The following is a 25,635-nucleotide window of genomic DNA, read 5'->3' on the forward strand; positions in this document are numbered from 1 at the left end:
AGACTAACAACCGACTTATGAAACAATTTTTTATGCTACTATTTTTAGTAGCAGCTAGTAGTTCTTTTGCTCAAATTAAAATGCAGGGTATCGTAAAAGATAGTATAGGCGAACCCTTAGAATTAGCAAATGTAATAGCTATAAATCAAGAAACTAATGGCTTAGAGTCTTATGCTGTTACTAATGATAAAGGAAAATATGTACTATCATTAGGAAAAAATGGTAAATATAAACTTCAAGTAAGCTACATTGGTTTAAAATCACACGAAGAAATTGTATCAACAGCAGAAGTTGATATTACAAAAGACTTTATTTTAATGCCAGATAATTCTCTAGATGCGGTAGAATTAACCTACGAAATGCCAGTAACTGTAAAAGGAGATACAATTGTTTACAACGCAGATTCGTTTAAAAATGGAAGTGAACGCAAGCTTGAGGATGTCTTAGAAAAATTACCTGGAGTAGAGATTAACGACGATGGTCAAATTGAGGTAGAAGGTAAAACCGTAAGTAAGCTTATGGTAAATGGAAAAGATTTCTTTGATGGTGATACCAAATTGGCAACTAAAAATATCCCTTCAAATGCTGTAGATAAAGTTCAGGTACTTCGTAATTATGCCGAAGTAGGTCAGTTAAGAGGTGTGCAAAATAATCAAGATAACGTAGCTATAAATATTAAGCTCAAAGAAGGAAAAGAGAACTTTTGGTTTGGTGATATTACAGCAGGAGCAGGTACAGCACCTTCACCAAATGATGAGTTGTATTTGGTGCAGCCAAAGTTATTCTATTACAGTCCTAAATACAGTATCAACCTTATTGGTGATATGAATAACATAGGTGAGGTAGCATTAACCAATAGAGACCTCAGAGGATTTGGTGGTGGATTTAGATTGCCTAGCAGAACAAGTGGTACAAGTATTAATTTGGGAGACAACGGACTTGGTGGATTAACCAGTATAGCCAATGCACAAGAAGTGGTGACAAAATTAGCATCTGCTAACTTTAGTTACTCCCCAAATAAAGCGTTAGACTTAAGCGGATTCTTAATTTATAATAGTAGTCGTTTAAGAACACGCGAAGAAAGCTTCATCGATTATATTGAAGTAGAAGATGATCCATCTACACCAATAGATGAATCTACAAGTATTCCGCCAGATGAAGCAACTGAATCTACAGGTAGAGAAGCAACAAATCAGTTTATTGCTAAATTAAGTGCGTCTTACAAGCCAAATGTAAATAATCAATTAGACTATGATGTATTAGCGCGCACATCAGATGATGAAGAACGTCAGAACTTATTTTCATCTGTGGTTGGTAATACCAATCAAGTGGATCAAGTGAATCCATTCAGTATTAATCAGAATTTAAATTACTATTACACGCTCAACGAAAATAACATTTTTGCTTTTGAAGCACAGCATTTAATTAAGGATGAAGACCCATTTTACAATGCCTTATTAGATAATGACCCAACAAATAATGAAGATCCTGATAATGATGCCTTTGATAATACAGCGGATGGTTTAGGATTTAATTTAGATCAGTTTAACTATGATATAAATCAAGAAAGACGTGTAAAAAGTAATCAGTTAGATGCTAAGTTAGATTACTATAATATTTTGAATTCAAAAAGTAACATCAACCTAACTTTGGGTACCATATTTAGTAATCAAAAATTTAATTCTAATATTTTTCAGTTCCTAGATGATGGTACACGCTTAAATCCTACACCAACTATAACCAATGAAGGAGAGTTACTTTCTGCAGAAAATGACAATGTAGAATATCGCTTTAGTGATGTATATTTAGGTGTGCATTACAGATTTAAAACAGGTAAATTCACCTTTACACCAGGTGTATCATTCCATGCCTACAGCAATCAAAACACTCAAAGCGGAGACACCTTCAAAGATAATTTCTTTAATGTATTACCAGATTTTGAAGCACGTATACAGTTTAAAAAGAGTGAAGCATTACAGTTTAATTACAACATGACTAATACCTTTACGGACATCACCAACATAGCTGAAGGTTTAGTGCTTAATAACTTCAACAGTATACAATTTGGTAACCCAGAATTACAGAATGCATTATCTCATAACTTTAGGTTGTTTTATAGTAGTTTTAATCTATTTAACTACACAAATGTATTTGCAGGTGCTAACTATAGTAAAAATGAAGACCAAATACGTGGTTTAACCAATTTTGAAAGTGTTATTAGAACAAGTACTTTCTTCAATTCTCAATTTGCAGATGAGAGTGCTTCGGTTTTTGGTAGAGTAGAACGTACATTTGGTAAAATTAGAGCACGTTTGGGCGCTAATTTTAATTACAGTAAACTAAACCAGTTTATTCAAGGAAGACAATCACTTAATGAAAGTTTTACACAGTCTTACTCGCCAGAATTAAGAACAAACTTTAGAGAAGCGCCAAATGTAAGATTGCGCTACAGATTTACAGAACGAGATAATGACCAAGGAAACAATACGACTAAGTTTATAACCAGAGCGCCATCAATAGAGTTTGATGCGTACATTTGGGATGCACTTACATTTGTAACCGAGTTTACTTATAACGAACAAGAAAGTGCAGGGCAGACCGAAGTATTTAAAACATGGGATGCATCTTTACGCTATAGAAAAGATAGAGATGCTAAATGGGAATATTCGTTAAGAGCCTCAAACCTCTTGGATATCGATTCTAATATTAGCAATGGTGCAGGTACTATTTCGGTATTTAGTTCTGAAACATTTATACAACCTCGATTTATTACGTTTAGATTGACGTATACTTTATAATATTAAAAAGTCTTCTGGTCACTGAGCGAAGTTGAAGTGCAGAAGGCTTTTTTTAGTTTTCTCGGATAAGATGCATAAATCCATTTATTGGAACATCTTCTTCAAGTATAGTGAACTGCCCTATACTGGTGTTATAAAACTGAATATCAACAACTCCTGAAAAATTTATCTCCATAACTTCACCTAAGCCACCAAAAGTGATTACTTCTGTCATACCATCAAAATTTACCAATTCGGGAAATGTTATATCATCACTGTAATTGATAGTTCCTAGAGATATAATTTTTGAATTTGGTGTAGATAAATTATTTATTCCATTATCACCAACATAATTACCAGATCCATAGAAATTATAAAGCCAAAGAGTAAAGTATTGACTCCAGTTATCTTTTCTTACACCAGTATTATATCGATTGTTGGTGTTTTGATCGTCATATTGGCAAATCCAAACTAAAGCATCTTCAGTACCAGGTTCATTTGGGAGTTCTACCCAAGAATTTGGCTCAAAATCTCCTACTTGAAAGTAAATATAGTTATAGCCATAATCTACACAAGCCGACATGTCTCCAATATCTGTCAATGGAGAGGAGAAATTATAGTTCATTGCAATAGAACTTTGAGAATTGCTATAGTCAATTCCGCTAAGGGTAAACTCAGAAGTTTCTGTACATCTATAAAATGTAAATTCAAATATACCGTCATTAACTACATCTGAATACTCCCTATTATTATAATTTAATAGTACGTAACCATCTGTTACAGATTCACCGTTACATGTTAAAAAATTACCAACAATTGTTTCTTCAATAATATTAGAATTGTTAGAGACAATAGCTGTTATATTAGAGTCTGTACCAAAAGGACCAATAGTCTGATTGTATAATGGAATATCATTACAATTATCAGAACCAAACAAATTAAGAGTTAGAGATTCATTACTTGGTACAAAACCGCAAATTTGACCATTATTATTGGTGTAACCATAAGTTGTGCCATAAGCATCACTAGTAATACTGACATAAAGATCAGCTAAAGCAATTGCATTTTCATTAGTTGCAGTAACACAAAGTGTAATAGCTTCAGCTGGTATATCACAATTCCAAAAACTAAAATGCGATACAGTACCAACATACATATTACCTTGTAGCGTTGCTTGTCCTTCTTCTTTCCAATAGCCATAGACTTCATCAAAATACCAAAGCGGAATAGTGTTAGGTGCAATACTCATCAAACTAGCATCAACAGGAACTTTAATTTCAGAAGTTGAGCCTTCAGCTAGATTTAAATCCTCACCACTAGAACCTCTGAGTTCTAAAGAAAGCATACCTAATGTTCGTAACATGCGTTCAGCTCCATCTTCATTTTCGGCATACAACATACCTGGCATTTGCATAGGCATATCTTCGTCGGTTGGGTCTAGGTGATGCATAATCACATTGACTGAGCCATCATAAGTAGAGCCATCTTCTTTTACAAAGTTGCCTTCAAAACTTACAGAGCTTCCACCATCAATGGTAACAGTACTAGAACTTCCACTAGATACTGTACCTACTACCATTTCCTCTAGCATCATAATTGTTACTTTGTTGGTGCCATTAGAAGGCACAACACTTCGTGAAGCGTGAATGTATCCAGCTTTTTCAGCTTTTACGTACCCAAAACGTTCATTTACGTTGGCATCTCTAATAATGAATACACCATTACTGTCAGTTAATGCTGTTTCGTTACCAATGCTAATAGTTACGCCTTCAATAGGGTTATGGTTTTTATCGATAACCGTTCCTAAAAAGTCTCGTGAAATCTCATTACCAAAATATTCAGAAAAGGTGTCAGGAATATTTTCTTGTGGTTCGCCACCAGAGTTTCCATCATCTTTTTGACATGAAGCAAATAATAAAACGAATAAAATCAGAAGCTTTAATAGATCGGTTGATTTCATGTTAGTGGTTTTCGATTAAATGATAATAAACATTATGCTTATAAATTTACGGTTTTAATTAATGCAAATTCTACAATCCCATTTATAAATCTATTCTTACATGGGCAAAGCCATCAATAGTTCTAGTTGTACCTTGATTTATAAATGTACCAGAAAAATTCATATCGATAAAATCACCTATTCCAGTTCCTACATAAGTTACATTTATGACAATACCTTCTTGTCCCATAAAAATATATCCGCTTCCTGGTACGTTGAAATTAAATACATTTGAGTTTTCTGAGTCAACAGTATAGGTACCTATTTGATTCGGTAAATCTGCTAAGAATGCACCATTAGTTGATTTTAAGATAACCAATCTATCATCTCCAAGAATAACATCAATAAAATCTGTGTATGAAACAAAGATAGAGTTATCAATTACGTATTGTATATATTCTTCTTGTGATAGACACGCATTTAGTGTACCAATATCAGTTAAGGGTGTTGTAAAAGTGTAGTTAGTACTTTCTGTGGTTTGATAGTTAGAAAAATCACTACCAATAATAGAAAAAGTATTATTATCATTATTAGAACATCTGTTGAGAATAATTTCAAAACTTCCGTTGCTTAAATATTCATAAAAGGTTAAGTTACCATAGTTGATTTCTACATAACCGTTGGTCACTGAATCACCATCGCAGGTATTTAAGATTCCTGTAATTGTTTCTAGAATAATGTATGGGCTATCAGGTACAATTATAGTAATACTAGAGTCAGAATTAAAAGGTCCAATTATTTCTGTATAAAGAGGAGAATTATCACAATCATTACCAAAAACGCTAAGCTCTAGATTTTCATTTCGTGGAACTAAACCACAAACTTCCCCTTTTTCATTAGTTTGGCCCCATCGTGTCCCATATACGGAACTAGTGATTTTAACATTTAAATTATTTAGATCAACGCCATCTTCATTTTTTGAAGTTATGCAAAGTGTGATAGCTTCTGCTGGAATATCACAGTTCCAAAAAGAAAAATGCGATACGGTACCTACATACATATTACCTTGTAGCGTTGCTTCACCTTCCTCTTTCCAATAGCCATTAACTTCATCAAAATACCAAAGAGGTATGGTTGTTGGCGCAATATTCATTAAGCTAGGATCTACAGGAATTTTAATTTCTGAAGTAGAGCCTTCAGCTAAGTTTAAATCTTCACCACCAGACCCTCTGAGTTCAACCGCAAGCATACCTAAGGTTTGAAGCATACGTTCTTCTCCTTGGGTATTTTGTGCATAAAGCATTCCAGGCATTTGCAATGACATATCATCATCCGCTGGGTCTAAGTGATGCATAATAACGTCTACTGAACCAGAATATGCTGAGCCATCTTCTTTTATAAAGTTGCCATCAAAACTTACAGAACTACCATTGTTAGTTGTTATAGTTGCTGAACTACCACTAGTAACAGATCCTGTAACGGTAGCCTCAAGCATCATGATGGTGATTTTGTTGGTGCCATTTGTTGGGACAACGCTTCTAGAGGCATGGATATAACCAGCTCTTTCGGCTTTTATGTAGCCAAATCGTTGATTTATGGTAGCGTTATTAATTATAAAAATGCCATTGCTATCCGTTATTGCACTATCATCACCAATAGTAACTGTTACACCTTGGATTGGGCTATGATTTTTATCAATAACAGTTCCTAAAAAATCTCTGGAAATTTCATTTCCGAAATATTGGGAAAAGGTATTTTGTGAATCATTATTTGTAAAACCATCATCTAGTTGACATGAAAGATTGCAAATAAGAAATAAGAGTATTAGTAAACGGAAAAGTTTGATTGGTTTCATAGCGATTGATTTTTAGCGTTTCTTGTTAGATGCTAAAATCAATGAAGGGTTGCGTATAAACTTAGTTTATTTTGCTAATTCGAAGTGGTAGATAGATTGTGGTTATGCTCGCAAAACCAGAAAAGACAAGTGGTACCTTCTTTTTTAAGGGTGATATCTATATTGTTGTCTTTGGTATTTGGATTTAGGTTTAAGATGACATTTTTGTAACCTTTGCGCTGAGCTTCTATTGGCAAAAAATTGTCATGAGCAGTTGCTTTTTTTATTTCAAAATTACCTTGAGCATCTGTTTGCACGGATTGGTTTCCAATAGTTACTGTAACACTGTCTAGAGGCTCATTATTGTCATTGACGATTGAGCCCTTAAAGTTAACTTCAATGGGTTTTCCCAAGTATTCGGTTAATGTATTTGTATTATTAATTTGCTCTTTTAATTTATCTTCAGAATTATTATTAGATGATATAAAAAAGATACAAATAAGAAATACAAATACTTTTAATGCAGTTGATTTCATGTAATGATTGATGATGTTTTATATATCGAAGATACAAGAAGTGTAAAAGGGTTGCGTTAAAATTCTTATAAATAAAAACGCTCAAATCTTAAAATTCTGATTTGAGCGTTTTTATATGTTTATAATATTGATAATTAGGTTATTAATTATCTCTCAATACATGCACAACTCCATTTATAGTGTGAGTATTTCCATTCCAATCTTCATAACTGCCACTAAAGTTTATATCTATATATTCACCAACGTCTCCTAAAGCTGATAGATTATAGGTAATATCATTGTTTTCATCAGCAACACTTAAGCATTCACCAATAAAAAAGCCTGTATCACCTACTGTACCATTAAAGGAGTAATTATCATAAGTACCTAAATAATCAGGCTCATTAAGCGCACCATACATGTAAAAACAATTTCCTTGATCGTTACTAGATGCAAAAATATCTATTGTAGGTCCAGGATAATTAGGGCTTTCTACATAGAAATTAGCAGAAATATTTTCAAAAATAATGGTACTCTCTCCATCATCAATTGTATATTCTATAAACTCAGTTACAGCATTACATGCAGATATAGTTCCTATGTCTGTTAAAGGTGTTGTAAAGGTATAACTTATACTATCTGTAACCTGTAAGTTAACGTAGTCACTAGCTTCTATAGCAAATGAGTTATTATCGCTACATCTTAAAAGATTAATTTCAAATTCACCATTACTTACAGCATCAATAAAGGTTTGGTTGCCGTATCGTAATTGCACATAACCATCTGTTACAGGTTCTTCTGCACACGTGTTAAAGGTACCAACTACAGTTTCTTGAACAACATCTGGATTATCTGGTACAATAACCGTTATGCTAGAATCTACAGTAAAAGGACCAACAGTTTCTGTGTGTAATGCAGTATCACCACATACATCATAGCTATACACGTTTAGTTCTAAGCCTTCATTACTTGGTACATAGCCGCAAACTTCACCGTTTTCATTTGTATAGCCATATGTAGTCCCAAATGTTGCACTTGTAATAGATACAGCCATATTTGCTAAAGGAACATTGTCTTCATCTGTGGTTGTAACACAAAGTGTAATAGCTTCAGTAGGAATATCACAGTTCCAGAAGCTAAAATGAGATACTGTGCCCACATACATGTTACCTTGTAAAGTTGCTTGTCCTTCTTCTTTCCAATAGCCATTGACTTCATCAAAATACCAAAGCGGAATGGTGTTAGGAGCTATACTCATTAGACTAGCATCAACAGGAATTTTAATTTCAGAAGTTGACCCTTCAGGTAAATTTAAATCTTCTCCACCAGAGCCTCTAAGTTCCACAGCAAGCATACCCAAAGTTTGAAGCATACGTTCAGCACCATTTTCATTTTCAGCATATAACATTCCTGGCATTTGCATTGGCATATCGTCATCAGCAGGATCTAAATGATGTAAAATTACATCTACAGAGCCATCATAGCTTGAACCGTCTTCTTTAATAAAGTTTCCATCAAAACTCACTGAACTACCATCGGTTGCTGTAACGGTTCCAGAAGTGCCACTTGTTACAGAGCCTGTAACGGTAGCTTCTAGCATCATAATGGTAACTTTGTTGGTGCCATTAGAAGGTACAACACTTCTTGAGGCGTGGATGTAACCAGCTTTTTCGGCTTTTATATAGCCAAAACGTTGGTTAACTGTAGCGCTATTAATCATAAAAACACCATTGCTGTCGGTTGTTGCGGTTTCGTTACCGATAGTAATTGTAGCTCCTTCAATGGGATTATGGTTTTTGTCGATTACTGTTCCAAGAAAGTCGCGAGAAATTTCATTTCCGAAATATTCAGAGAATGTATCTGGAATGTTTTCTTGTGGGTCACTTCCACCTATGCTTTCGTCATCACTAAGGCAAGATGTTACTACAACTAATGATAATAAAAGTATTAAAACAAGATTTGGGAAGTTTTTAATGCTTTTCATAATGAATTGATTTAGTTAAAAGTTTACCAATTGAATGGTCTTGTGGTTATAAAACAATTCTAGTTTAAAAATTCCTACCTTATTGTTATAAACAAAAAACTCTGATTAAATACATAATCAGAGTTTTTAATATTAAGAATGGCAATAATTACAAGCCAAAAGCTTCTTTTACCTTGTCTACATAATCTAATTTTTCCCAAGTAAACAGCTCTACTTCCAAAGTTTTTGGTTCACCATTTGGTTGTTGAAAGGTTTTGGTAACTACCTCATTGTGTCTTCCCATATGACCATAAGCGGCAGTTTCACTATACATTGGTTGACGTAGTTTTAAACGTTCTTCAATAGCTGCTGGTCTCATATCAAAAATTTCAGAAACTTTTTTAGCAATTTCTCCATCAGTAAGATTGAAAGGACAAGTACCGTAAGTATCTATAAAAATTCCCATAGGTTCTACAACACCAATAGCATAAGACACTTGTACCAATACTTCATCACAAACACCTGCGGCAACTAAGTTTTTGGCAATATGTCTTGTTGCGTAAGCAGCACTGCGATCTACTTTGCTAGGATCTTTCCCAGAAAATGCTCCACCACCATGTGCACCTTTTCCTCCGTATGTGTCTACGATGATTTTTCTTCCAGTTAAACCTGTATCTCCATGTGGTCCACCTATTACAAATTTGCCAGTTGGGTTGATGTGATATTTAATATCATCAGTAAACAATGGTTTGATATGGTCTGGTACTTTAGCAACAACACGTGGAATTAAAATCTCAACAATATCCTTTCTGATTTTTGCCAACATAGCTTCATCGGTATCAAAATCATCGTGTTGTGTTGAAACCACAATCGCATCGATTCGCTGAGGTGTGTTGTCATCACTATATTCAATAGTTACCTGACTTTTAGAATCTGGTCTTAAGTATGTAATTTCCTTGTTTTCACGACGCAATGCAGCTAGTTCTTTAAGTATTAGATGAGAAATGTCTAATGCGAGTGGCATATAATTATTTGTCTCATTGGTAGCGTAACCAAACATCATACCTTGGTCTCCTGCACCTTGCTCTTCTTTGCTCGCTCTATCTACACCTCTATTAATATCTTCAGACTGCTCGTGTATTGCAGAAATTACTCCACAAGAGTTACCGTCAAACATGTACTCACCTTTGGTGTAACCTATCTTATTAATGGTATCTCTAGCTATTTGCTGTACATCGAGATAGGTGTTAGATTTCACTTCACCAGCTAGGACAACTTGTCCTGTAGTTACTAAGGTCTCACATGCTACCTTAGACTCTGGATCAAAAGCTAAAAAATTATCAATTAATGCATCACTAATCTGATCTGCAACTTTATCTGGATGTCCTTCCGAAACACTTTCGGAAGTGAATAAATATGGCATAAATCCTATATTTTAATTTGTTGTTTTAAAATTGTGAGATTGCTTGGTCGCTAGAGAAGTCGTATACTAACTGCTTTAGCATTTTTTAATGAGGTTGCAATCAGACAAATTTTTCCTCTTAATAAATCTGGGCAAAAATAAAGATTTTAATTAAGATAGAAAGACTTCAAATGGTAATGAATTCATAAATTCTTAGGTTTCAAAAATTTGGTTTTCTGATTAAAAATCTTTGTAATTATTAGTTTATCAGTAGTTTATACCAGTTTTGGATGCTTTGGTTTTTGTTAAAAAATTAAAAAAGTGTAAAATATATTTTGAAATTAAACTTTTGTATCGCAATATTTGTACTCACAAAGTTCAATACACTTACTGAAATGTTATCAAGAAAGGTGGAGGGAATAGACCCAATGAAGCCTTAGCAACCCTTAGACTTACTAAGAAGGTGCTAAATTCTACTTGAACGCGCAAATCATTTCTTGCCAGTTCGGATAGATAACTCAAGACCAATTACCCATTTGTAATTGGCATTTTCTTTATAACATTTTTCTATTAAGTACGCCTTACGAAAAGGCTTATTTGGCTTTTGGTTTAATCGTGCTATTTGTTGAATGGGATTGATGATAGGAAGCAGATAGATTTTTTGATTAGACGAGAAATAAAAATTTAGCATAGCCTTAGTTATGGTCAATTTTTATTTTGAAGTATTAGTGAAAAAGAAACTTCTTACTCCATTAATCTCGTTCTGCAAATAGCACTCATTATTAACTCAAAAACTTAGAAAAATGAGTACACAAAAATTTGCAACAAAAGCGTTGCACGAAGGACACGACGTAGCAAACAATGGCGGAACCAGAGCAGTTCCTATTTATCAATCTACAGCTTATGTCTTTAACGACTCAGATCATGCTGCTAATTTATTTTCTTTAGCAGAGCCTGGGAATATTTATTCCAGAATTAATAACCCAACAAACGATGTTTTAGAGCAGCGTCTAGCAGCTTTAGAAGGTGGTATTGCGGCTGTGGTAACAGCATCTGGTACTTCTGCTATAGCAACATCGTTGCTTACACTTTTAAAGGCTGGAGATCATATTGTGGCATCAAGCAGTTTGTATGGCGGAACCTATAATTTGCTGAGTGTAACATTGCCAAGACATGGCATCACTACAACTTTTGTAGATCCATCAAATCCAGAAAGCTTTAAAAATGCTGCTCAAGAAAATACCAGAGCATTCTTTATAGAATCTTTAGGAAATCCGAAGTTAGATGTTTTAGATATCGAAGCAATTTCAAGAGAGGCAAAAGCATTTAAAGTACCATTAATTGTAGATAATACGGTGGCAACGCCTTATTTGTTAAACCCAATAGAATATGGTGCTAACATCGTTATTCATTCATTAACAAAGTACATTAATGGTAATGGAACTGCACTTGGAGGTGTAATTATAGATGCTGGTACTTTTGATTGGACAAACGGAAAATTCCCAGAATTTACAGAGCCTTCACCTGGTTATCATGGTTTGGTGTATAGCGAAGCTTTAGAGGCAGCTGCATTTATTGCAAAAGTTAGAATTGAAGGTTTAAGAGATTATGGTGGCGCGTTAAGTCCGTTTAATGCATTTCAAATCATTCAAGGTTTAGAGACCTTAGAATTACGAATAAAAAAGCATAGCGAAAACGCACTTCAACTTGCAAAATGGTTACAAGAACAACCAGAAGTTTCATGGGTAAATTATCCTGGTTTAGAAACTAGCAAGTATAATGAACTTACTAAAAAATACTTGCCAAAAGGACAAAGTGGAATTGTAACTTTTGGAGTTGATGGTGGTTATGATGCTGCAAAAATTGTAGCAGATAAAACAAAATTATTCTCGCTATTAGCCAATATTGGCGATACAAAATCTTTAATCATTCATCCTGCAAGTACAACGCATCAGCAATTAAACGATGAGGCGCAAGAAAGCACAGGAGTAACAAAAGACCTTATAAGATTGTCTGTTGGTATTGAGAATGTTGAAGATCTAAAAGCCGATTTAAAAGAAGCATTTCAATTAATAAAAAAGCCTCAATTAGCTTAATCTCTTTTTGTATTAGTGTTGTTTAATTAAGCTGGGCGACGAGGCTTTCGCTCAGCTTAATTTAAAAATTTTTCAGAGAAGAAATAAAAAATACAATTATGAGTGTGCTTAAGTTTATTGAAATAGATCATTTTGAGTTGTGCAGTGGCAGAAACATTAGCCTTAGATTGTCGTATCAAGTATTCGGAAAGCCATTAGGAAACAACCCAATAGTATTAGTAAATCATGCCTTAACAGGAAATTCTCAAATAACAGGAAAGGATGGTTGGTGGAATGATATTGTAGGTAAAGGTAAGGTTATAGACACAGAGATTTACACGATTTTAGCTTTTAATGTACCAGGTAATGGATTTGGCCGATTAGAAGAATCCTTTTTAGAATATTATAAAGAATTTACAGCAAGAGATATTGCTCGTATTTTTTCTGAAGGATTAGATCGTTTAAAAATTAACCGATTATATGCTGTTGTTGGTGCATCTGTTGGAGGTGGTATTACTTGGGAGTTGGCAGCATTACGACCAAATTTAGCAGAATATATAATTCCAATTGCAACTGACTGGAAATCTACAGACTGGGTAATTGGTAATTGCTTCATTCAAGATGAAATATTAAATCATTCGTCTCAACCTTTATTTGATGCCAGATTGCATGCCATGACGTTTTACAGAACGCCAGAATCTTTTGCTTCAAAATTTAAAAGAGAGAAGCAGCGTAAGGATGCATTTAAGATTGAAACATGGTTAGCGCATCATGGAGAAAAACTTGAAAATCGATTTCGGCTTTCTTCCTATAAAATAATGAACCAGGTCTTAAAAACTATAGACATTACACAAGGGAAAAGTACGTTTACAGAAGTGGCTGGAAAAATTACATCTCACATTCACATTATTACTATTAATTCAGATTTGCTTTTTAAGTCTGATGAAAACTGGAGCACATTTGTAGAGTTAAAATCTGTAAAAGAAAATGTAACCATTGGAGAAATAAAATCAACCGATGGTCACGATGCTTTTTTAATTGAGTATCAGCAACTCATTAAGCTATTAAAACCAGTTTTTAATCTAAAATTAGAAGAATATGACAACCATACATCTAGCTATATTCGGAATTGGTAATGTAGGCTCTACATTAATCAATCAGATTCAACAACAAAAAAGAAAGCTTCAAGAGCGGCAACAATTAGATATTCGGATTTCTGTAATTGCAAATTCAACATTAGCATTTTTTGCTAATAACACTACAGGCGAATGGGAGGTGGATTTTGAAAAATTTTCAGAGCCTTATAACCTTCAAGATATAATCAATCATTTTAAGGCTTTAGGAGTAGAACATGCTATCGCAATTGATGCTACAGCTAGTAATGAATTTGTAGTAAACTACACGACATTAATAGAGAATGGTTTTCACATCATTGCTGCAAATAAGATTGCTAATACTTTAGATTATAATTTTTATAAAGACTTAAGAGCTATTTTAAAGCAGAACAACAAAAGGTTTCTGTACGAAACAAATGTAGGTGCAGGATTGCCAATTGTAGAAACGATTAAAAGTTTATACAATTCTGGTGAAGAAATACAAAAGATAAAAGGTGTGTTTTCAGGATCTTTGAGTTACATTTTTAATACTTACTCGGAAGAAGAATTGCCTTTTCATGAGGTTTTAAATAATGCGGTAAAATTAGGGTTAACAGAGCCAGATCCAAGAGACGATTTATCTGGTAAAGATGTGGCGAGAAAGCTCTTGATTTTAGCAAGAGAATTAGGCTTAAAGGTAGAACTTAGTAGTGTAAACATAACCTCTTTGGTGCCCAAACAGCTCAATGGCTCAACATCTTTAAATGAGTTTAAAGAACGTGCTTTTGAGTTAGATGATAGTATTAAAACAAGTACGGCAAAACAAAATAAAGACACTGTTTTACGTTACGTTGGCGAACTAGATGTACTAAAAAATACCTTAGAAGTTAAGCTTGTTTCCGTACCAAAGACTTCAACTTTAGGGCAGTTAAAAGGTACTGACAACCTTATTGAAATTTATACGGAATCGTATAATAAGCAACCATTAGTAATTCAAGGAGCAGGTGCAGGTAAGGCAGTAACCGCAAGAGGTGTATTTTCGGATATTCTGAAGCTTTCTGCACATTTACAAAAGGTTAACGTACATAGTTTTAATTAATGTTTTATTAACCATTTATTGCTCTATTGCTAAAATTTAGAATGTGGATATTACAGAAATTTGCACCAAAACCAAATCACATGAAAAAGTATAAATTAGAAGTCAGTTTTGCATTAAAGTTAATGGCAATAACACTACTATCTTTAGTTGCAACATTGTTTTTAAATTAAATATTCTGTTACTTTTGCCAGTAACCAATTTTTTATGAAGTACTGGCTGACAGGATTTACAGTTTTGTTTGGATTATTATTGTTTTCTCAAAATAATGATAACTCAAATTCATACTTAGATGTCAATTATTTCTCCGGAAATATTGCACTTCACAATAACGATATTCTTCACCTCATTCAAGGACATCCAGAAGGTGTAATTCTCAGTTGGAATAAGAAAACCTTTGGTGAAGAAGATTGGCAACAACGTTTTAACTACCCTGATTATGGAGCTTCCTTTATTTATCAAGATTTAAAGAATGATGTGCTTGGTGAAAATTATGGACTGTATGCGCACTATAATTTCTACTTTTTTAAGCGTAACCTAATGTTTAGAATTGGGCAAGGTATTGCCTATAGCACTAATCCTTATGATAAGTTAGAAAATCATAAAAACATTGCTTTCGGATCGCATTTACTGAGTTCTACATACGTAATGCTTAATTATAAAAAAGAACGCCTTTTTAATAGGTTTGGTTTGCAATCCGGTTTGTCATTAATTCATTATTCTAATGCCAATGTAAAAGCGCCAAACACCAGCGTTAATTCTATGACTTTTAATTTGGGTTTAACCTATAATTTAGATGAAGACGAAGCAGAATACATCGATAATCTAAGTGATGAAAAATTCACAGAACGCATTAAGTATAATATAGCTTTTAGAAGTGGTATTAATCAGAGCGACGTTATAGGAAGTGGGCAATTTCCGTTTTACATTGTGTCTGCTTATGCAGATAAAAGACTTAGTCACGTAAGTGCTATTCAGTTTGGTGCAGATGTGTTCTTTTCTAATTTTTTAAAAGAACTCATTTATTATCAATCCGTTTCTTTTCCTGAGTTAGATGTTACTGGTGATGAAGATTACAAGCGTGTAGGACTATTTGTGGGTCATGAATTGTTTATCAATAAAATGTCAATAGAATCTCAAATAGGTTATTACGTGTATTATCCTTATGATTTTGAAGGAAGAACTTACTTAAGAATAGGCTTAAAACGCTATTTTGGAAATAAATTTTTTGGAGCTATAACCTTAAAATCTCATGGAGCTAAAGCAGAAGCTGTAGAATTTGGAATTGGAGTAAGATTATAAATTTGTCATTCTTGAGTTGGTCACTGAGCGAAGTCGAAGTGAGACAGGAATCTATTTTAGATATGAAGAAAATAATTTGTTTATTGGTTTTTCTTGTTTTTGCTTGCAATAGCGAAGATGCTAATGATTGCTTTCAAACTTCAGGAACTATTATTCAACAAGATGTTAATGTTGTTGGCTTTGAAAGAATTGTAGTGAATAGAGATATAGAATTAATCATTACCGAAGCGCCAGAATATAAAGTTACTATTGAAACTGGTGAAAACTTAATAAACGATGTAAAGGCAGAAGTTATTGGCAATAGATTAGTACTTACAGATGATAATACCTGTAATTATGTAAGAGACTATGGTATTACAAAAATTTATGTTGAAGCACCAAATCTTACAGAAATAAGAACATCGTCGCAGTATGAAATTTCATCTGATGGAGTGTTAACATATCCTAGTTTAAGATTATTCTCAGAAGATTTTAATGAAGCTACAGATTTTACTGTCGGTGATTTTAGGTTGTCCATAAATTCTGAGAGTTTACGCATTACTTCAAATAATATATCATCATTTTATATTAATGGTGAAGTAGAGACTTTGTTTGTTGGGTTTTTCTCTGGTTCTGGGCGATTTGAAGGTGAAAATTTAATCGCTCAAAATGTGGAAGTAAACCACAGAGGTAGTAACGATATGGTTGTAAATCCGCAAGCATCGCTCACAGGGATATTAAGAGGTACAGGCGATCTTATTTCTGTAAATGAACCACCAATTGTAGAGGTAGAGCGTGTTTATACAGGTCAGTTGTTTTTTGATTAACCAAGGTTTACGATTATTACTATTGTTAAAATAATTACAAATAACCCAAGCCTTCTATTCCATTCTTCTTGTAAAATAGTTCTAAAAGGTTTCTTGCCTAAGTAAAAAAGCCATTTAAAAGAAGCGCCAATGTATTTTAAAAGATCTGGAATCGCTTCTTGAATTATTCCTGCTAAAAATTCTAGAAAAGCCTCCAAAATCATTAACTCGTTAATTCTCTAAACAAACTCTCTAAACTAGCATTTTTTTGATTGAGCTGAAGAATCTTCAATTCGTTATCATGGGCAAAATCAAAAACATGAGAGCGCATATCTTCTTTGGTTGAAAATGTGATTTCGTAAATAAAATCGTGCACATTTTTTACGTTATTTACTTTAGGTAAACGTAATAGAAAAGCATCCTCAACACGGTAATCAAACTCAACAATAATAACCTGTTCTTGACCTTCTCTGAGGTCTTTGAGGTATTTGTCTGCAACTACTTCACCTTTATTAATGATTATAACACGATCGCACATGGCTTCAACCTCTTGCATGATGTGCGTAGATAAAAACACAGTTTTTTCTTTTCCTATGTCTCTAATGAGATTTCTAATATCTACCAGTTGGTTAGGGTCTAAACCAGTTGTTGGTTCATCCAAAATTAAAACATCAGGATTGTGTAGTAGTGCGTTTGCCAGACCAACACGTTGCCTGTAACCTTTAGAAAGTTGTCCTATTTTTTTATGCGCTTCTGGTGTTAGTCCTGTAAGTTCAATAACCTCGTCAATTCTAGATTTTGGTGCTCCATACACATTGGCATTAAAGTTTAAATATTCTTTTACATAAAGATCTGTGTAAAGCGGATTGTGTTCTGGTAAGTAACCAACACTTTTCTGAACATTTTTTTTGTTCTCCGTAACATCAAATCCGTTCACGTTTGCATTGCCTTCGGAAGCTTCAATATACGTAGTAAGAATCTTCATCATTGTCGATTTTCCGGCACCATTTGGACCAAGGAAACCTACAATCTCAGCATCGTTCACTTTAAAAGAAACGTTGTTTAATGCTTTTTGATCTTTATATAATTTTGAAATATTAGTAACTTCAATAGACATAATTCAGAATATTTAATCAAAAATAACTAATATCTAATACCACACATTATTTATTATAAAATCTTTAAAATTTTGTGCACAACTCAAAAAAGGTATAACAACAATTTTGATTTGTAAAAATATTATTTACTTTAGCCACAGAATATTATGAAACACATAGCTAAAACATATTATAACTGGTTTTATTTCTTTTTTAACGGAAGAAACGAGGCTTAGTATGTTTTAGTGAATAAAATATAAGTTTAAAAAAGTCTCGATTAATTCGAGACTTTTTTTGTTATGACAAAACCAATAGCCATACAAGGAATAAGAGGATCGTTTCATCATGAGGTGGCTCAAAAGTACTTCAGCTCTACAGCAGAAGTCATTGAGTGCATGTCTTTTGATAGTGCTGTGGACAATTTATTACAATACCAAACAGATAGTATGGTTATGGCTTTAGAGAATTCTATAGCAGGTTCTATAATTCCTAATTACGCACTAATAGATAATCATAATCTGAGTATTGTTGGTGAGTATTATTTGGATATTCAGCACAACTTAATGGCATTAAAAGGTGAAACTTTAGCAACTATAAAAGAAGTACATTCACATCCAATGGCATTGCTACAATGTAAAGTGTTCTTTAAAGATCATCCACATATTAAGTTGGTAGAAGCAAAAGATACAGCAGAAGTTGCTAGACAAATTGCAGAAAATAATATTAAAGGCATCGCAGCTATAGCAAGCAAGAATGCAGCAAGTTTATATCAATTAGATATTTTGGCCGAAAGCATTCAAACCATAAAACATAATGAAACACGCTTTGCAATTGTTAGGCGAGAAAATAGCAACCTTGAACGAAAAGGAGTTAATAAGGCATCTCTAAAATTTGAATTAGATCATAAACGTGGTAGTTTAGCTACAATACTCAATGTAATGAGTGATTGTAAACTAAACCTAACTAAGATTCAATCCTTACCAAAAATTGAGACGCCTTGGAAGTATGCTTTTTTTGTAGATGTAACTTTTGATGATTACAAAGATTACGAAAAAGCATATGCCATTATGCAGATTATGGCAGAGAATTTTAAAGTGTTAGGTGAATATAAAAATGCAAAAACATGATTGAAGTAGCCAACCGTTTAAAACATGTAGAAGAATACTACTTTTCTAAAAAGTTAAGGGAAGTGGCCTTTTTGCAATCTCAAGGAAAACCTATTATCAACCTTGGTATTGGAAGTCCGGATTTAGAACCGCCTTTTAAAGCTACTATGCTTTTAAAAGATAGCTTGGATGAAGAAGGAGCTAACAAATATCAGAGTTACCAAGGTTTACCAGAGTTAAGAGAAGAGATTGCCAATTTTTACAAAAAACAGTACAAAGTAAATCTAAGTGGGCAAACTGAGGTGTTACCACTTTTAGGAAGTAAAGAAGGTATAATGCATATCTCTATGGCTTTTTTAAATCCAGGTGATGAGGTTTTGATTCCAAATCCAGGATATCCAACATATTCTGCGGTAACTAAATTGTTAGAAGCAAAACCAGTTTTTTACGATTTAAAGGAGGACAACCATTGGTTGCCAGATTTTATTTCTTTAGAACGCTTAGATTTAAGTAAGGTAAAAATTATGTGGATCAGCTATCCGCATATGCCAACAGGAGCTAACGCACCAAACAAGTTTTATGACGAAGTTATAGCCTTTGGAAGGCGACACAATATTTTAATAGTAAACGATAATCCGTATAGTTTTATTCTAAACAAAAAACCTATCAGTATCATGCGTTATAACCATGCAAAGGAGGTTTGTTTGGAGTTAAATTCATTTAGTAAAACCTTTAATATGGCAGGTTGGCGAGTAGGTATGCTTGTAGGAAGTTACGAGCATCTTAATGCAGTGCTTAAGGTAAAAAGTAATATGGATTCAGGAATGTTTTATGCCATTCAAAAAGGAGCAATAGAAGCCTTAAAATGTTCAGATATGTGGTTTGTAAGTTTAAATAGTGTTTACGAACAAAGACGAGAGCTTATCTGGAAACTGGCAGAGGCTTTAAACTGTACCTACGACGAGTATGCAACAGGTATGTTTGTTTGGGCAAAATTACCACCACATTTAAAGTCTGAAGAATTTACCGATTTAGTGTTAAAAGAGCATTCAATATTTATAACACCAGGAACAGTTTTTGGAAGTAATGGCGAAGGCTATGTGCGTTTTTCATTGTGCTCTCCAGAAGAACAAATAAAAGAAGCGATAGCGCGAGTTTAGATAGATGAAACAGGTATTTATCATAGGAGTAGGATTAATAGGAGGAAGTTTTGCCTTAGATATAAAAAAGCAAAATCCAGAATGTGTTGTGTATGGTATAGACAAGAGCGAAGCGCATTTAGATAAAGCAAAAACTCTGGGTATTATAGATAAAAAGGCTATTTACGAAGATTTAAGTACAGCAGATGTTGTTATTTTGGCTATTCCTGTTGATGCTACTTTAGAAGTGTTGCCAAAAGTACTAGATCTGATTTCGGATGAGACCGTTGTGTTTGATGCTGGTTCAACCAAAGAAGATATTTGTCTTAAGGTGAAAAATCATCCAAAACGTAGAAATTTTTTAGCAGCACACCCTATTGCTGGTACAGAATTTTCAGGGCCTGATGCAGCAATTCATAATTTATATAACAACAAGACAAATATTATTTGTGAAGTTGAAGAAACAGCTTTCAAGCTTCAGGAAAAAGCATTAAAACTGTTTTCGGATTTAGGGATGCGTATTCGTTATATGAATCCTAAAGCGCACGACAAACATATAGCCTATGTGTCGCACTTGTCGCATATAAGCTCTTTTATGTTGGGCAAAACAGTGATAGAAAAAGAGAAAAACGAACGCGATATTTTTGATATGGCAGGCAGTGGTTTTGCAAGTACAGTACGTTTAGCAAAAAGTTCGCCAGCCATGTGGACACCAATTTTTAAACAAAATAAAACTAATGTTATTGAAACTTTAGATGAATATATAGATAACCTAAAGCATTTCAGAAAGTTAATGTTAGAAGATAACTTTGAGGCAGTTTTCAAGGAGATGGAAACCACCAACCATATAAAAGATATATTAAACGGAATAGAATAAAAACTAAGAAAAAGAAGATTAATAGTAAGATGGAAAACAAGAAAGAATTGAGAAACTGGTTAGATGCTTTTAATTTAGATCATCCACTGGTAATTGCTGGACCTTGTAGTGCTGAAACAGAACAGCAGGTTTTAAAAATTGCACATCAGCTAAAAGATAGCGATGCCACTGTTTTTAGAGCAGGTATTTGGAAACCAAGAACACGTCCTGGTAATTTTGAAGGAGTAGGAGCGCTTGGGTTAAAGTGGCTTCAAAAAGCAAAAGAAGAAACAGGGATGCTTATTACTACAGAAGTAGCTAATGCCAACCATGTAGAATTGGCTTTAAAGCACGATGTAGATATACTTTGGATTGGCGCGCGCACCACAGTAAGTCCTTTTATAGTGCAAGATATTGCAGATGCTTTAAAAGGAACAGATAAGCCAGTTTTAATTAAAAATCCAGTAAACCCAGATTTATCGTTATGGTTGGGTGCTGTTGAACGTTTTTACACTGCAGATGTTAAGAATTTAGGTGTAATTCACAGAGGGTTTTCAACTTATGAAAAAACACGCTACAGAAACAATCCAGAGTGGCAAATTGCAGTAGATTTACAAAACCGTTTTCCGGATTTGCCATTAATTTTAGATCCATCTCATATTGCTGGTCGTAGAGATATAATTTTCGACTTAAGTCAAACAGCATTAGATCTAAATTATGACGGATTAATGATAGAAACACATCACGATCCAGACAATGCTTGGAGTGATGCTGCACAGCAAATTACACCAGAAACTCTAATTAAGTACACAGAAGATTTACGTATTAGAAAGGAAGTTGGTGAAGATGCAGAGTTTAAAAATAAGATAAACACCTTAAGAACTAAAATAGATGTTATTGACCATCAATTAATTGAAATTTTAGGGAAGCGAATGCAAGTAGCAGATGATATAGGTAGTTTAAAAAAGAAGCACAACGTTGCAGTTTTACAAAACAAACGTTGGAATGAGATTTTGGGTAAAATGATTTTAGAAGGTGAAGAGAAAAATCTTAGCGAAGAATTTATTCTTAGAATGTTTAAGGCCATTCACCAAGAGTCTATTAATCATCAGGAGGAGATTATTAACCACTAGTTATTCAATAGAATTAATTTAAGCTCATCTTAATTGATGAGCTTTTTTGTTTCATTAAACAATAATAATCATCTTTGTATTGATGACAGGAACAGTTTATAAATCTACCGGAAGTTGGTATACCGTAAAAACGATGAACGGTAAGTTTTATGAGTGCCGTATAAAGGGGAGATTTAGACTTCAAGGTATAAAAAGCACTAACCCTATTGCTGTAGGTGATATCGTAGAGTTTGAGCTAGAAACTAAAAATAATACCGAAACAGGGGTAATACATCGTATAGAAGAGCGCACCAACTACATTGTTAGAAAATCGGTTAATCTGTCTAAGCAAACCCATATTATTGCGGCAAATATAGATCAGGTATTTCTTTTGGTTACTTTAGACAATCCACCTACGTTTACCAGTTTTATTGATCGTTTTCTGGTTACTGCCGAAGCCTATTCTGTGAAAACTATTTTATTATTTAATAAAATTGACACCTATAATGAAGAGAAATTACTAGAGGTAAAATATCTTGAAAGTATTTATAAAAAAATAGGCTATGAATGCATTGAGATTTCAGCTACGACAGGACATAACATAGAAAAAGTAAAATCTTTAATGATAGGTAAGGTGAGTATGTTTTCTGGGCATTCTGGTGTGGGTAAATCTACTCTGGTTAATGCTATAGAACCTTCCTTAGATCTTAAAACTAAAGCCATTTCAGAACAGCATATGCAAGGGCAGCATACAACTACTTTTGCAGAGATGTTCGACTTAAGTTTTGATGCTAAAATTATAGATACGCCAGGTATCAAAGGATTTGGTGTTGTGGATATGGAAAAGGAAGAAGTAGGCGATTATTTTCCTGAGTTTTTTGCTTTAAAGCAAGATTGTAAATTCAATAATTGCCTGCATCTAAAAGAACCAAAGTGTGCGGTTAAAGAAGCACTAGAAAATGATGAAGTGTCTTATTCCAGATATCGAAGTTATATTCAGATTTTAGAAGGGGATGAAGAGAACTACAGGACAGATAATTGGGATAACGAATGAAGATAGTAATTCAAAGAGTATCTGAAGCTTCTGTAGTGATTAATAAAAAGAAAGTAGCCTCAATAGAAAAAGGCCTTTTGGTCTTATTGGGAATTGTAAATGAGGATACCCAAGAGGATATCGATTGGTTATGTAATAAAATTGTAAATCTTCGTGTGTTTCCAGATGAAAATGGTGTTATGAATACTTCTCTACTAAATTCTGATGGTAATATTATTGTAGTTAGTCAATTCACCCTTCATGCGAGTACAAAAAAAGGAAACAGACCAAGTTATATAAAAGCAGCTAAGCCAGATGTTGCAATTCCGCTTTATGAAAATTTTGTTTCGACCTTACAAAATACTCTTGGAAAACCAATACAAACAGGTGAGTTTGGTGCAGACATGAAAGTACACTTGGTAAATGATGGCCCTGTAACTATAATTATAGATTCTAAGAATAAAGAATAATAAAATTAACAATTGATTTTACGTTGTTTATCGAGTATTTGAGAATTGTAGGGATTTTATGACTTTAATCATTTGGCTTACTATTATTACTTATTATATTGTGCTACCAATCAATTCAATTAATCAAGACTCTGCATGAAATATTTTTCTACAGTAATATTTCTTCTTTTTATTATTACTGGCTTTTCACAATCTGAAGACTTATATACATCTAGTGCCATACCATCAGAATTAAAAGTTAAGGCTAATGCCGTCATTAGGTCTGAAAATAAAACGGTGCAGATATTAAGTAATTCTGAAATTAAGGTAATCACTAACCGTATTGTAACTGTCTTCAATAAATACGGTAATAGACATGTAGATGCAACTCAGTATTATGATGATTATACTGAAATCTTGGATATGAATGCCACAATTTATGACGAGTATGGCTCAGAAATAAAAAATATAAAAGAGCGTGATTTCATTGATATTAGTGCAGTAAGCGACTTTTCAATTTATGAGGACGATAGAGTAAAGCACCTTAGTTATAATCCGATAGATTATCCTTACACCGTGAAATATTTTTCTGAGGTGATTTATAGAAACACTGCTTTTTTCCCAGATTGGCGTCCGATTAGTGATTTTTTTCTAAGCGTAGAGCATTCTGAGTATAAAATTTTGAATCCTGCCAATATCAGTTTAAAAACTAAGAAGGTTAATTTTGATAGTTTTCCAATTCAAGAAATTACTGATCATCATTTTGTGTTGAATAATGTAGAGGGTATTAAATATGAATCTTACACACCGTCACTATCTAAGCTTATACCGAGATATAAGGTTGCATTAACATCTTTTGATATGCTAGGTCTTGAAGGTGTTAATACCAACTGGAAAGAATTTGGAAAATGGATGTACAATAAACTATTGACTGGTACAGACAAAATACCACAAAGTACTATAGACGAGGTTAAAGCTTTAACAAAAGATACTGAGGATCCTATTGAGCGAGCAAAAATTGTATATAAGTATATGCAAGACAAAACAAGATATATAAGCATCCAAGTTGGTATTGGTGGTTGGAAACCAATGATGGCACAAGAAGTAGATAATCTTGGTTATTCTGATTGTAAAGGTTTAACAAATTACACAAAATCTCTATTAGAAGCTGTTGATGTACCCTCCTATTATACCGTTGTATATGGTGGTAGAGATATACGTAGTATTGATAAGGAATTTTCATCTATTCAGGGCAATCATGTAATCTTGTGCATTCCAAACAACTCAGAAAATATATTCTTAGAATGTACAAGTCAAACCCATCCATTTGGTTTTATAGCTGGATTCACGGACGATAGAGATGTGCTGTTGGTAAAGCCTGAAGGTGGTGAAATAGTACACACCAAGGTGTATGATGCGGATGATAGTTTACAACAAACGAGAGCTAACGTTACTATTCATGAAGATGGAAGTATATCAGCTGAGGTGATTATTGAAACCAAAGGTTATCAGTACGCAATACATGAAGGATTAGAAAGAAAGGAACTAAGAGACCAGCAATTACACTACAATAACTACTGGGATTATATCAATAATCTTGATATTACCAAAATTCAACTAATAAATGATAAAAATAATATTATTTATAAAGAGAGTGTAACCTTATCAGCTGATAACTATTCTTCAAAAAGTGGAGATCGATTAATAATACAACCAAATATATTTAATCGGCTTAGTGTTATTCCTGTAAGATATACTGATAGAAAGTTAGATTTTACTATAAATAGAGCATTTAAGGATGTTGATGAATATATTATAAAATTACCAAACGGTTATGAAATAGAAGCTATGCTAGAGGGCATAAGCATTCAGAATAAGTTTGGTAAATATGAGTATAAGTTACAGGCTATAGACGGCAATAAAATTAAATATACAAGAACATATATGCAGTACAAAGGAACCTACGATAAACTTGAATACAAAGCATATAGAGATTTTAGAAAGCAAATTGTAAGAAATGACAAATCTAAAATTGCCTTAATAAAAGCCTAATTAAATAAC

General features: G+C 33.5%; 20 protein-coding genes and 1 riboswitch. Of the genes, 13 read left to right on the plus strand and 7 right to left on the minus strand.

Going from position 1 to position 25,635, the window contains the following annotated elements:
• The first annotated feature begins 17 nt into the window (after positions 1–17).
• Complete coding sequence (locus tag ACXAFS_RS11055; RefSeq protein ID WP_475306981.1) at positions 18–2,798, plus strand: carboxypeptidase regulatory-like domain-containing protein; 2,781 nt, start codon at positions 18–20, stop codon at positions 2,796–2,798.
• 52 nt (positions 2,799–2,850) lie between these two features.
• Here the strand turns inward: ACXAFS_RS11055 and ACXAFS_RS11060 are convergent, their stop codons facing one another.
• The 5 genes from ACXAFS_RS11060 to metK form a co-directional block, all read right to left on the minus strand.
• Complete coding sequence (locus tag ACXAFS_RS11060) at positions 2,851–4,737, minus strand: peptidase associated/transthyretin-like domain-containing protein (protein ID WP_475306983.1); 1,887 nt, start codon at positions 4,735–4,737, stop codon at positions 2,851–2,853.
• Between the two features lie 82 nt (positions 4,738–4,819).
• The gene (locus tag ACXAFS_RS11065; protein ID WP_475306984.1) at positions 4,820–6,571 is read right to left on the minus strand and encodes a carboxypeptidase-like regulatory domain-containing protein; all 1,752 of its coding nucleotides are present in this window, start codon (positions 6,569–6,571) and stop codon (positions 4,820–4,822) included.
• A 74-nt stretch (positions 6,572–6,645) separates the two neighbouring features.
• Positions 6,646–7,086: a carboxypeptidase-like regulatory domain-containing protein gene (locus ACXAFS_RS11070; RefSeq protein WP_475306985.1), complete on the minus strand. Its 441-nt coding sequence runs from the start codon at positions 7,084–7,086 to the stop codon at positions 6,646–6,648.
• Positions 7,087–7,228: 142 nt separating this feature from the next.
• Complete coding sequence (locus ACXAFS_RS11075; protein WP_475306986.1) at positions 7,229–9,049, minus strand: carboxypeptidase-like regulatory domain-containing protein; 1,821 nt, start codon at positions 9,047–9,049, stop codon at positions 7,229–7,231.
• 148 nt (positions 9,050–9,197) lie between these two features.
• Positions 9,198–10,451: a methionine adenosyltransferase gene (gene metK / locus ACXAFS_RS11080; RefSeq protein WP_475306988.1), complete on the minus strand. Its 1,254-nt coding sequence runs from the start codon at positions 10,449–10,451 to the stop codon at positions 9,198–9,200.
• 374 nt (positions 10,452–10,825) lie between these two features.
• A riboswitch (SAM riboswitch) is annotated at positions 10,826–10,950 on the plus strand.
• A gap of 283 nt (positions 10,951–11,233) precedes the next feature.
• Between metK and ACXAFS_RS11085 the strand changes: the two genes are divergently transcribed.
• The 5 genes from ACXAFS_RS11085 to ACXAFS_RS11105 all read left to right on the plus strand — a co-directional run bounded on the left by ACXAFS_RS11085 (position 11,234) and on the right by ACXAFS_RS11105 (position 16,803).
• On the plus strand, positions 11,234–12,526 hold the full coding sequence (locus ACXAFS_RS11085) for an O-acetylhomoserine aminocarboxypropyltransferase/cysteine synthase family protein (RefSeq protein WP_475306989.1): 1,293 nt from the start codon (positions 11,234–11,236) through the stop codon (positions 12,524–12,526).
• Positions 12,527–12,624: 98 nt separating this feature from the next.
• Positions 12,625–13,641 carry an alpha/beta fold hydrolase gene (locus tag ACXAFS_RS11090; RefSeq protein ID WP_475306990.1) on the plus strand — a complete coding sequence of 339 codons (1,017 nt, stop codon included), beginning with the start codon at positions 12,625–12,627 and terminating at the stop codon, positions 13,639–13,641.
• A complete protein-coding gene (locus ACXAFS_RS11095; protein WP_475306992.1) occupies positions 13,604–14,698 on the plus strand; it encodes a homoserine dehydrogenase family protein in 1,095 nt (364 codons plus the stop codon). Before ACXAFS_RS11090 ends, ACXAFS_RS11095 begins: the two co-directional genes overlap by 38 nt.
• 204 nt (positions 14,699–14,902) lie before the next feature.
• Entirely contained in the window at positions 14,903–15,997 is a 1,095-nt protein-coding gene (locus tag ACXAFS_RS11100; RefSeq protein ID WP_475306993.1) for an acyloxyacyl hydrolase, read from the plus strand.
• Positions 15,998–16,059: 62 nt separating this feature from the next.
• The gene (locus ACXAFS_RS11105) at positions 16,060–16,803 is read left to right on the plus strand and encodes a head GIN domain-containing protein (RefSeq protein WP_475306994.1); all 744 of its coding nucleotides are present in this window, start codon (positions 16,060–16,062) and stop codon (positions 16,801–16,803) included.
• Here the strand turns inward: ACXAFS_RS11105 and ACXAFS_RS11110 are convergent.
• Together ACXAFS_RS11110 and gldA are read right to left on the minus strand one after the other, a co-directional pair.
• Positions 16,800–17,006 (minus strand): hypothetical protein, encoded by a 207-nt coding sequence (locus ACXAFS_RS11110; RefSeq protein WP_475306995.1) that lies wholly within the window; start codon positions 17,004–17,006, stop codon positions 16,800–16,802. The genes ACXAFS_RS11105 and ACXAFS_RS11110 overlap by 4 nt on opposite strands.
• Entirely contained in the window at positions 17,006–17,899 is an 894-nt protein-coding gene (gene gldA / locus ACXAFS_RS11115) for a gliding motility-associated ABC transporter ATP-binding subunit GldA (protein WP_475306997.1), read from the minus strand. The genes ACXAFS_RS11110 and gldA overlap by 1 nt, the downstream gene beginning before the upstream one ends.
• Before the next feature lie 279 nt (positions 17,900–18,178).
• On the opposite strand from gldA, the gene ACXAFS_RS11120 reads away from it, so the two are divergent.
• The 7 genes from ACXAFS_RS11120 to ACXAFS_RS11150 all read left to right on the plus strand — a co-directional run bounded on the left by ACXAFS_RS11120 (position 18,179) and on the right by ACXAFS_RS11150 (position 25,626).
• Positions 18,179–19,006 carry a prephenate dehydratase gene (locus ACXAFS_RS11120; protein ID WP_475306998.1) on the plus strand — a complete coding sequence of 276 codons (828 nt, stop codon included), beginning with the start codon at positions 18,179–18,181 and terminating at the stop codon, positions 19,004–19,006.
• Complete coding sequence (locus ACXAFS_RS11125; protein WP_475307000.1) at positions 19,003–20,145, plus strand: pyridoxal phosphate-dependent aminotransferase; 1,143 nt, start codon at positions 19,003–19,005, stop codon at positions 20,143–20,145. Before ACXAFS_RS11120 ends, ACXAFS_RS11125 begins: the two co-directional genes overlap by 4 nt.
• Positions 20,146–20,149: 4 nt before the next feature.
• On the plus strand, positions 20,150–21,001 hold the full coding sequence (locus ACXAFS_RS11130) for a prephenate dehydrogenase (RefSeq protein ID WP_475307001.1): 852 nt from the start codon (positions 20,150–20,152) through the stop codon (positions 20,999–21,001).
• Positions 21,002–21,030: 29 nt separating this feature from the next.
• Positions 21,031–22,113, plus strand: a complete 1,083-nt coding sequence (locus tag ACXAFS_RS11135; protein ID WP_475307003.1) for a chorismate mutase — start codon at positions 21,031–21,033, stop codon at positions 22,111–22,113.
• Between the two features lie 82 nt (positions 22,114–22,195).
• Positions 22,196–23,146: a ribosome small subunit-dependent GTPase A gene (rsgA, locus tag ACXAFS_RS11140; protein WP_475307004.1), complete on the plus strand. Its 951-nt coding sequence runs from the start codon at positions 22,196–22,198 to the stop codon at positions 23,144–23,146.
• A complete protein-coding gene (dtd, locus tag ACXAFS_RS11145) occupies positions 23,143–23,595 on the plus strand; it encodes a D-aminoacyl-tRNA deacylase (RefSeq protein WP_475307006.1) in 453 nt (150 codons plus the stop codon). Before rsgA ends, dtd begins: the two co-directional genes overlap by 4 nt.
• A gap of 135 nt (positions 23,596–23,730) precedes the next feature.
• Entirely contained in the window at positions 23,731–25,626 is a 1,896-nt protein-coding gene (locus ACXAFS_RS11150) for a DUF3857 domain-containing protein (RefSeq protein ID WP_475307007.1), read from the plus strand.
• The last annotated feature ends 9 nt before the right edge of the window (positions 25,627–25,635 follow it).

Source organism: Winogradskyella sp. ABM4_392, assembly GCF_056160445.1.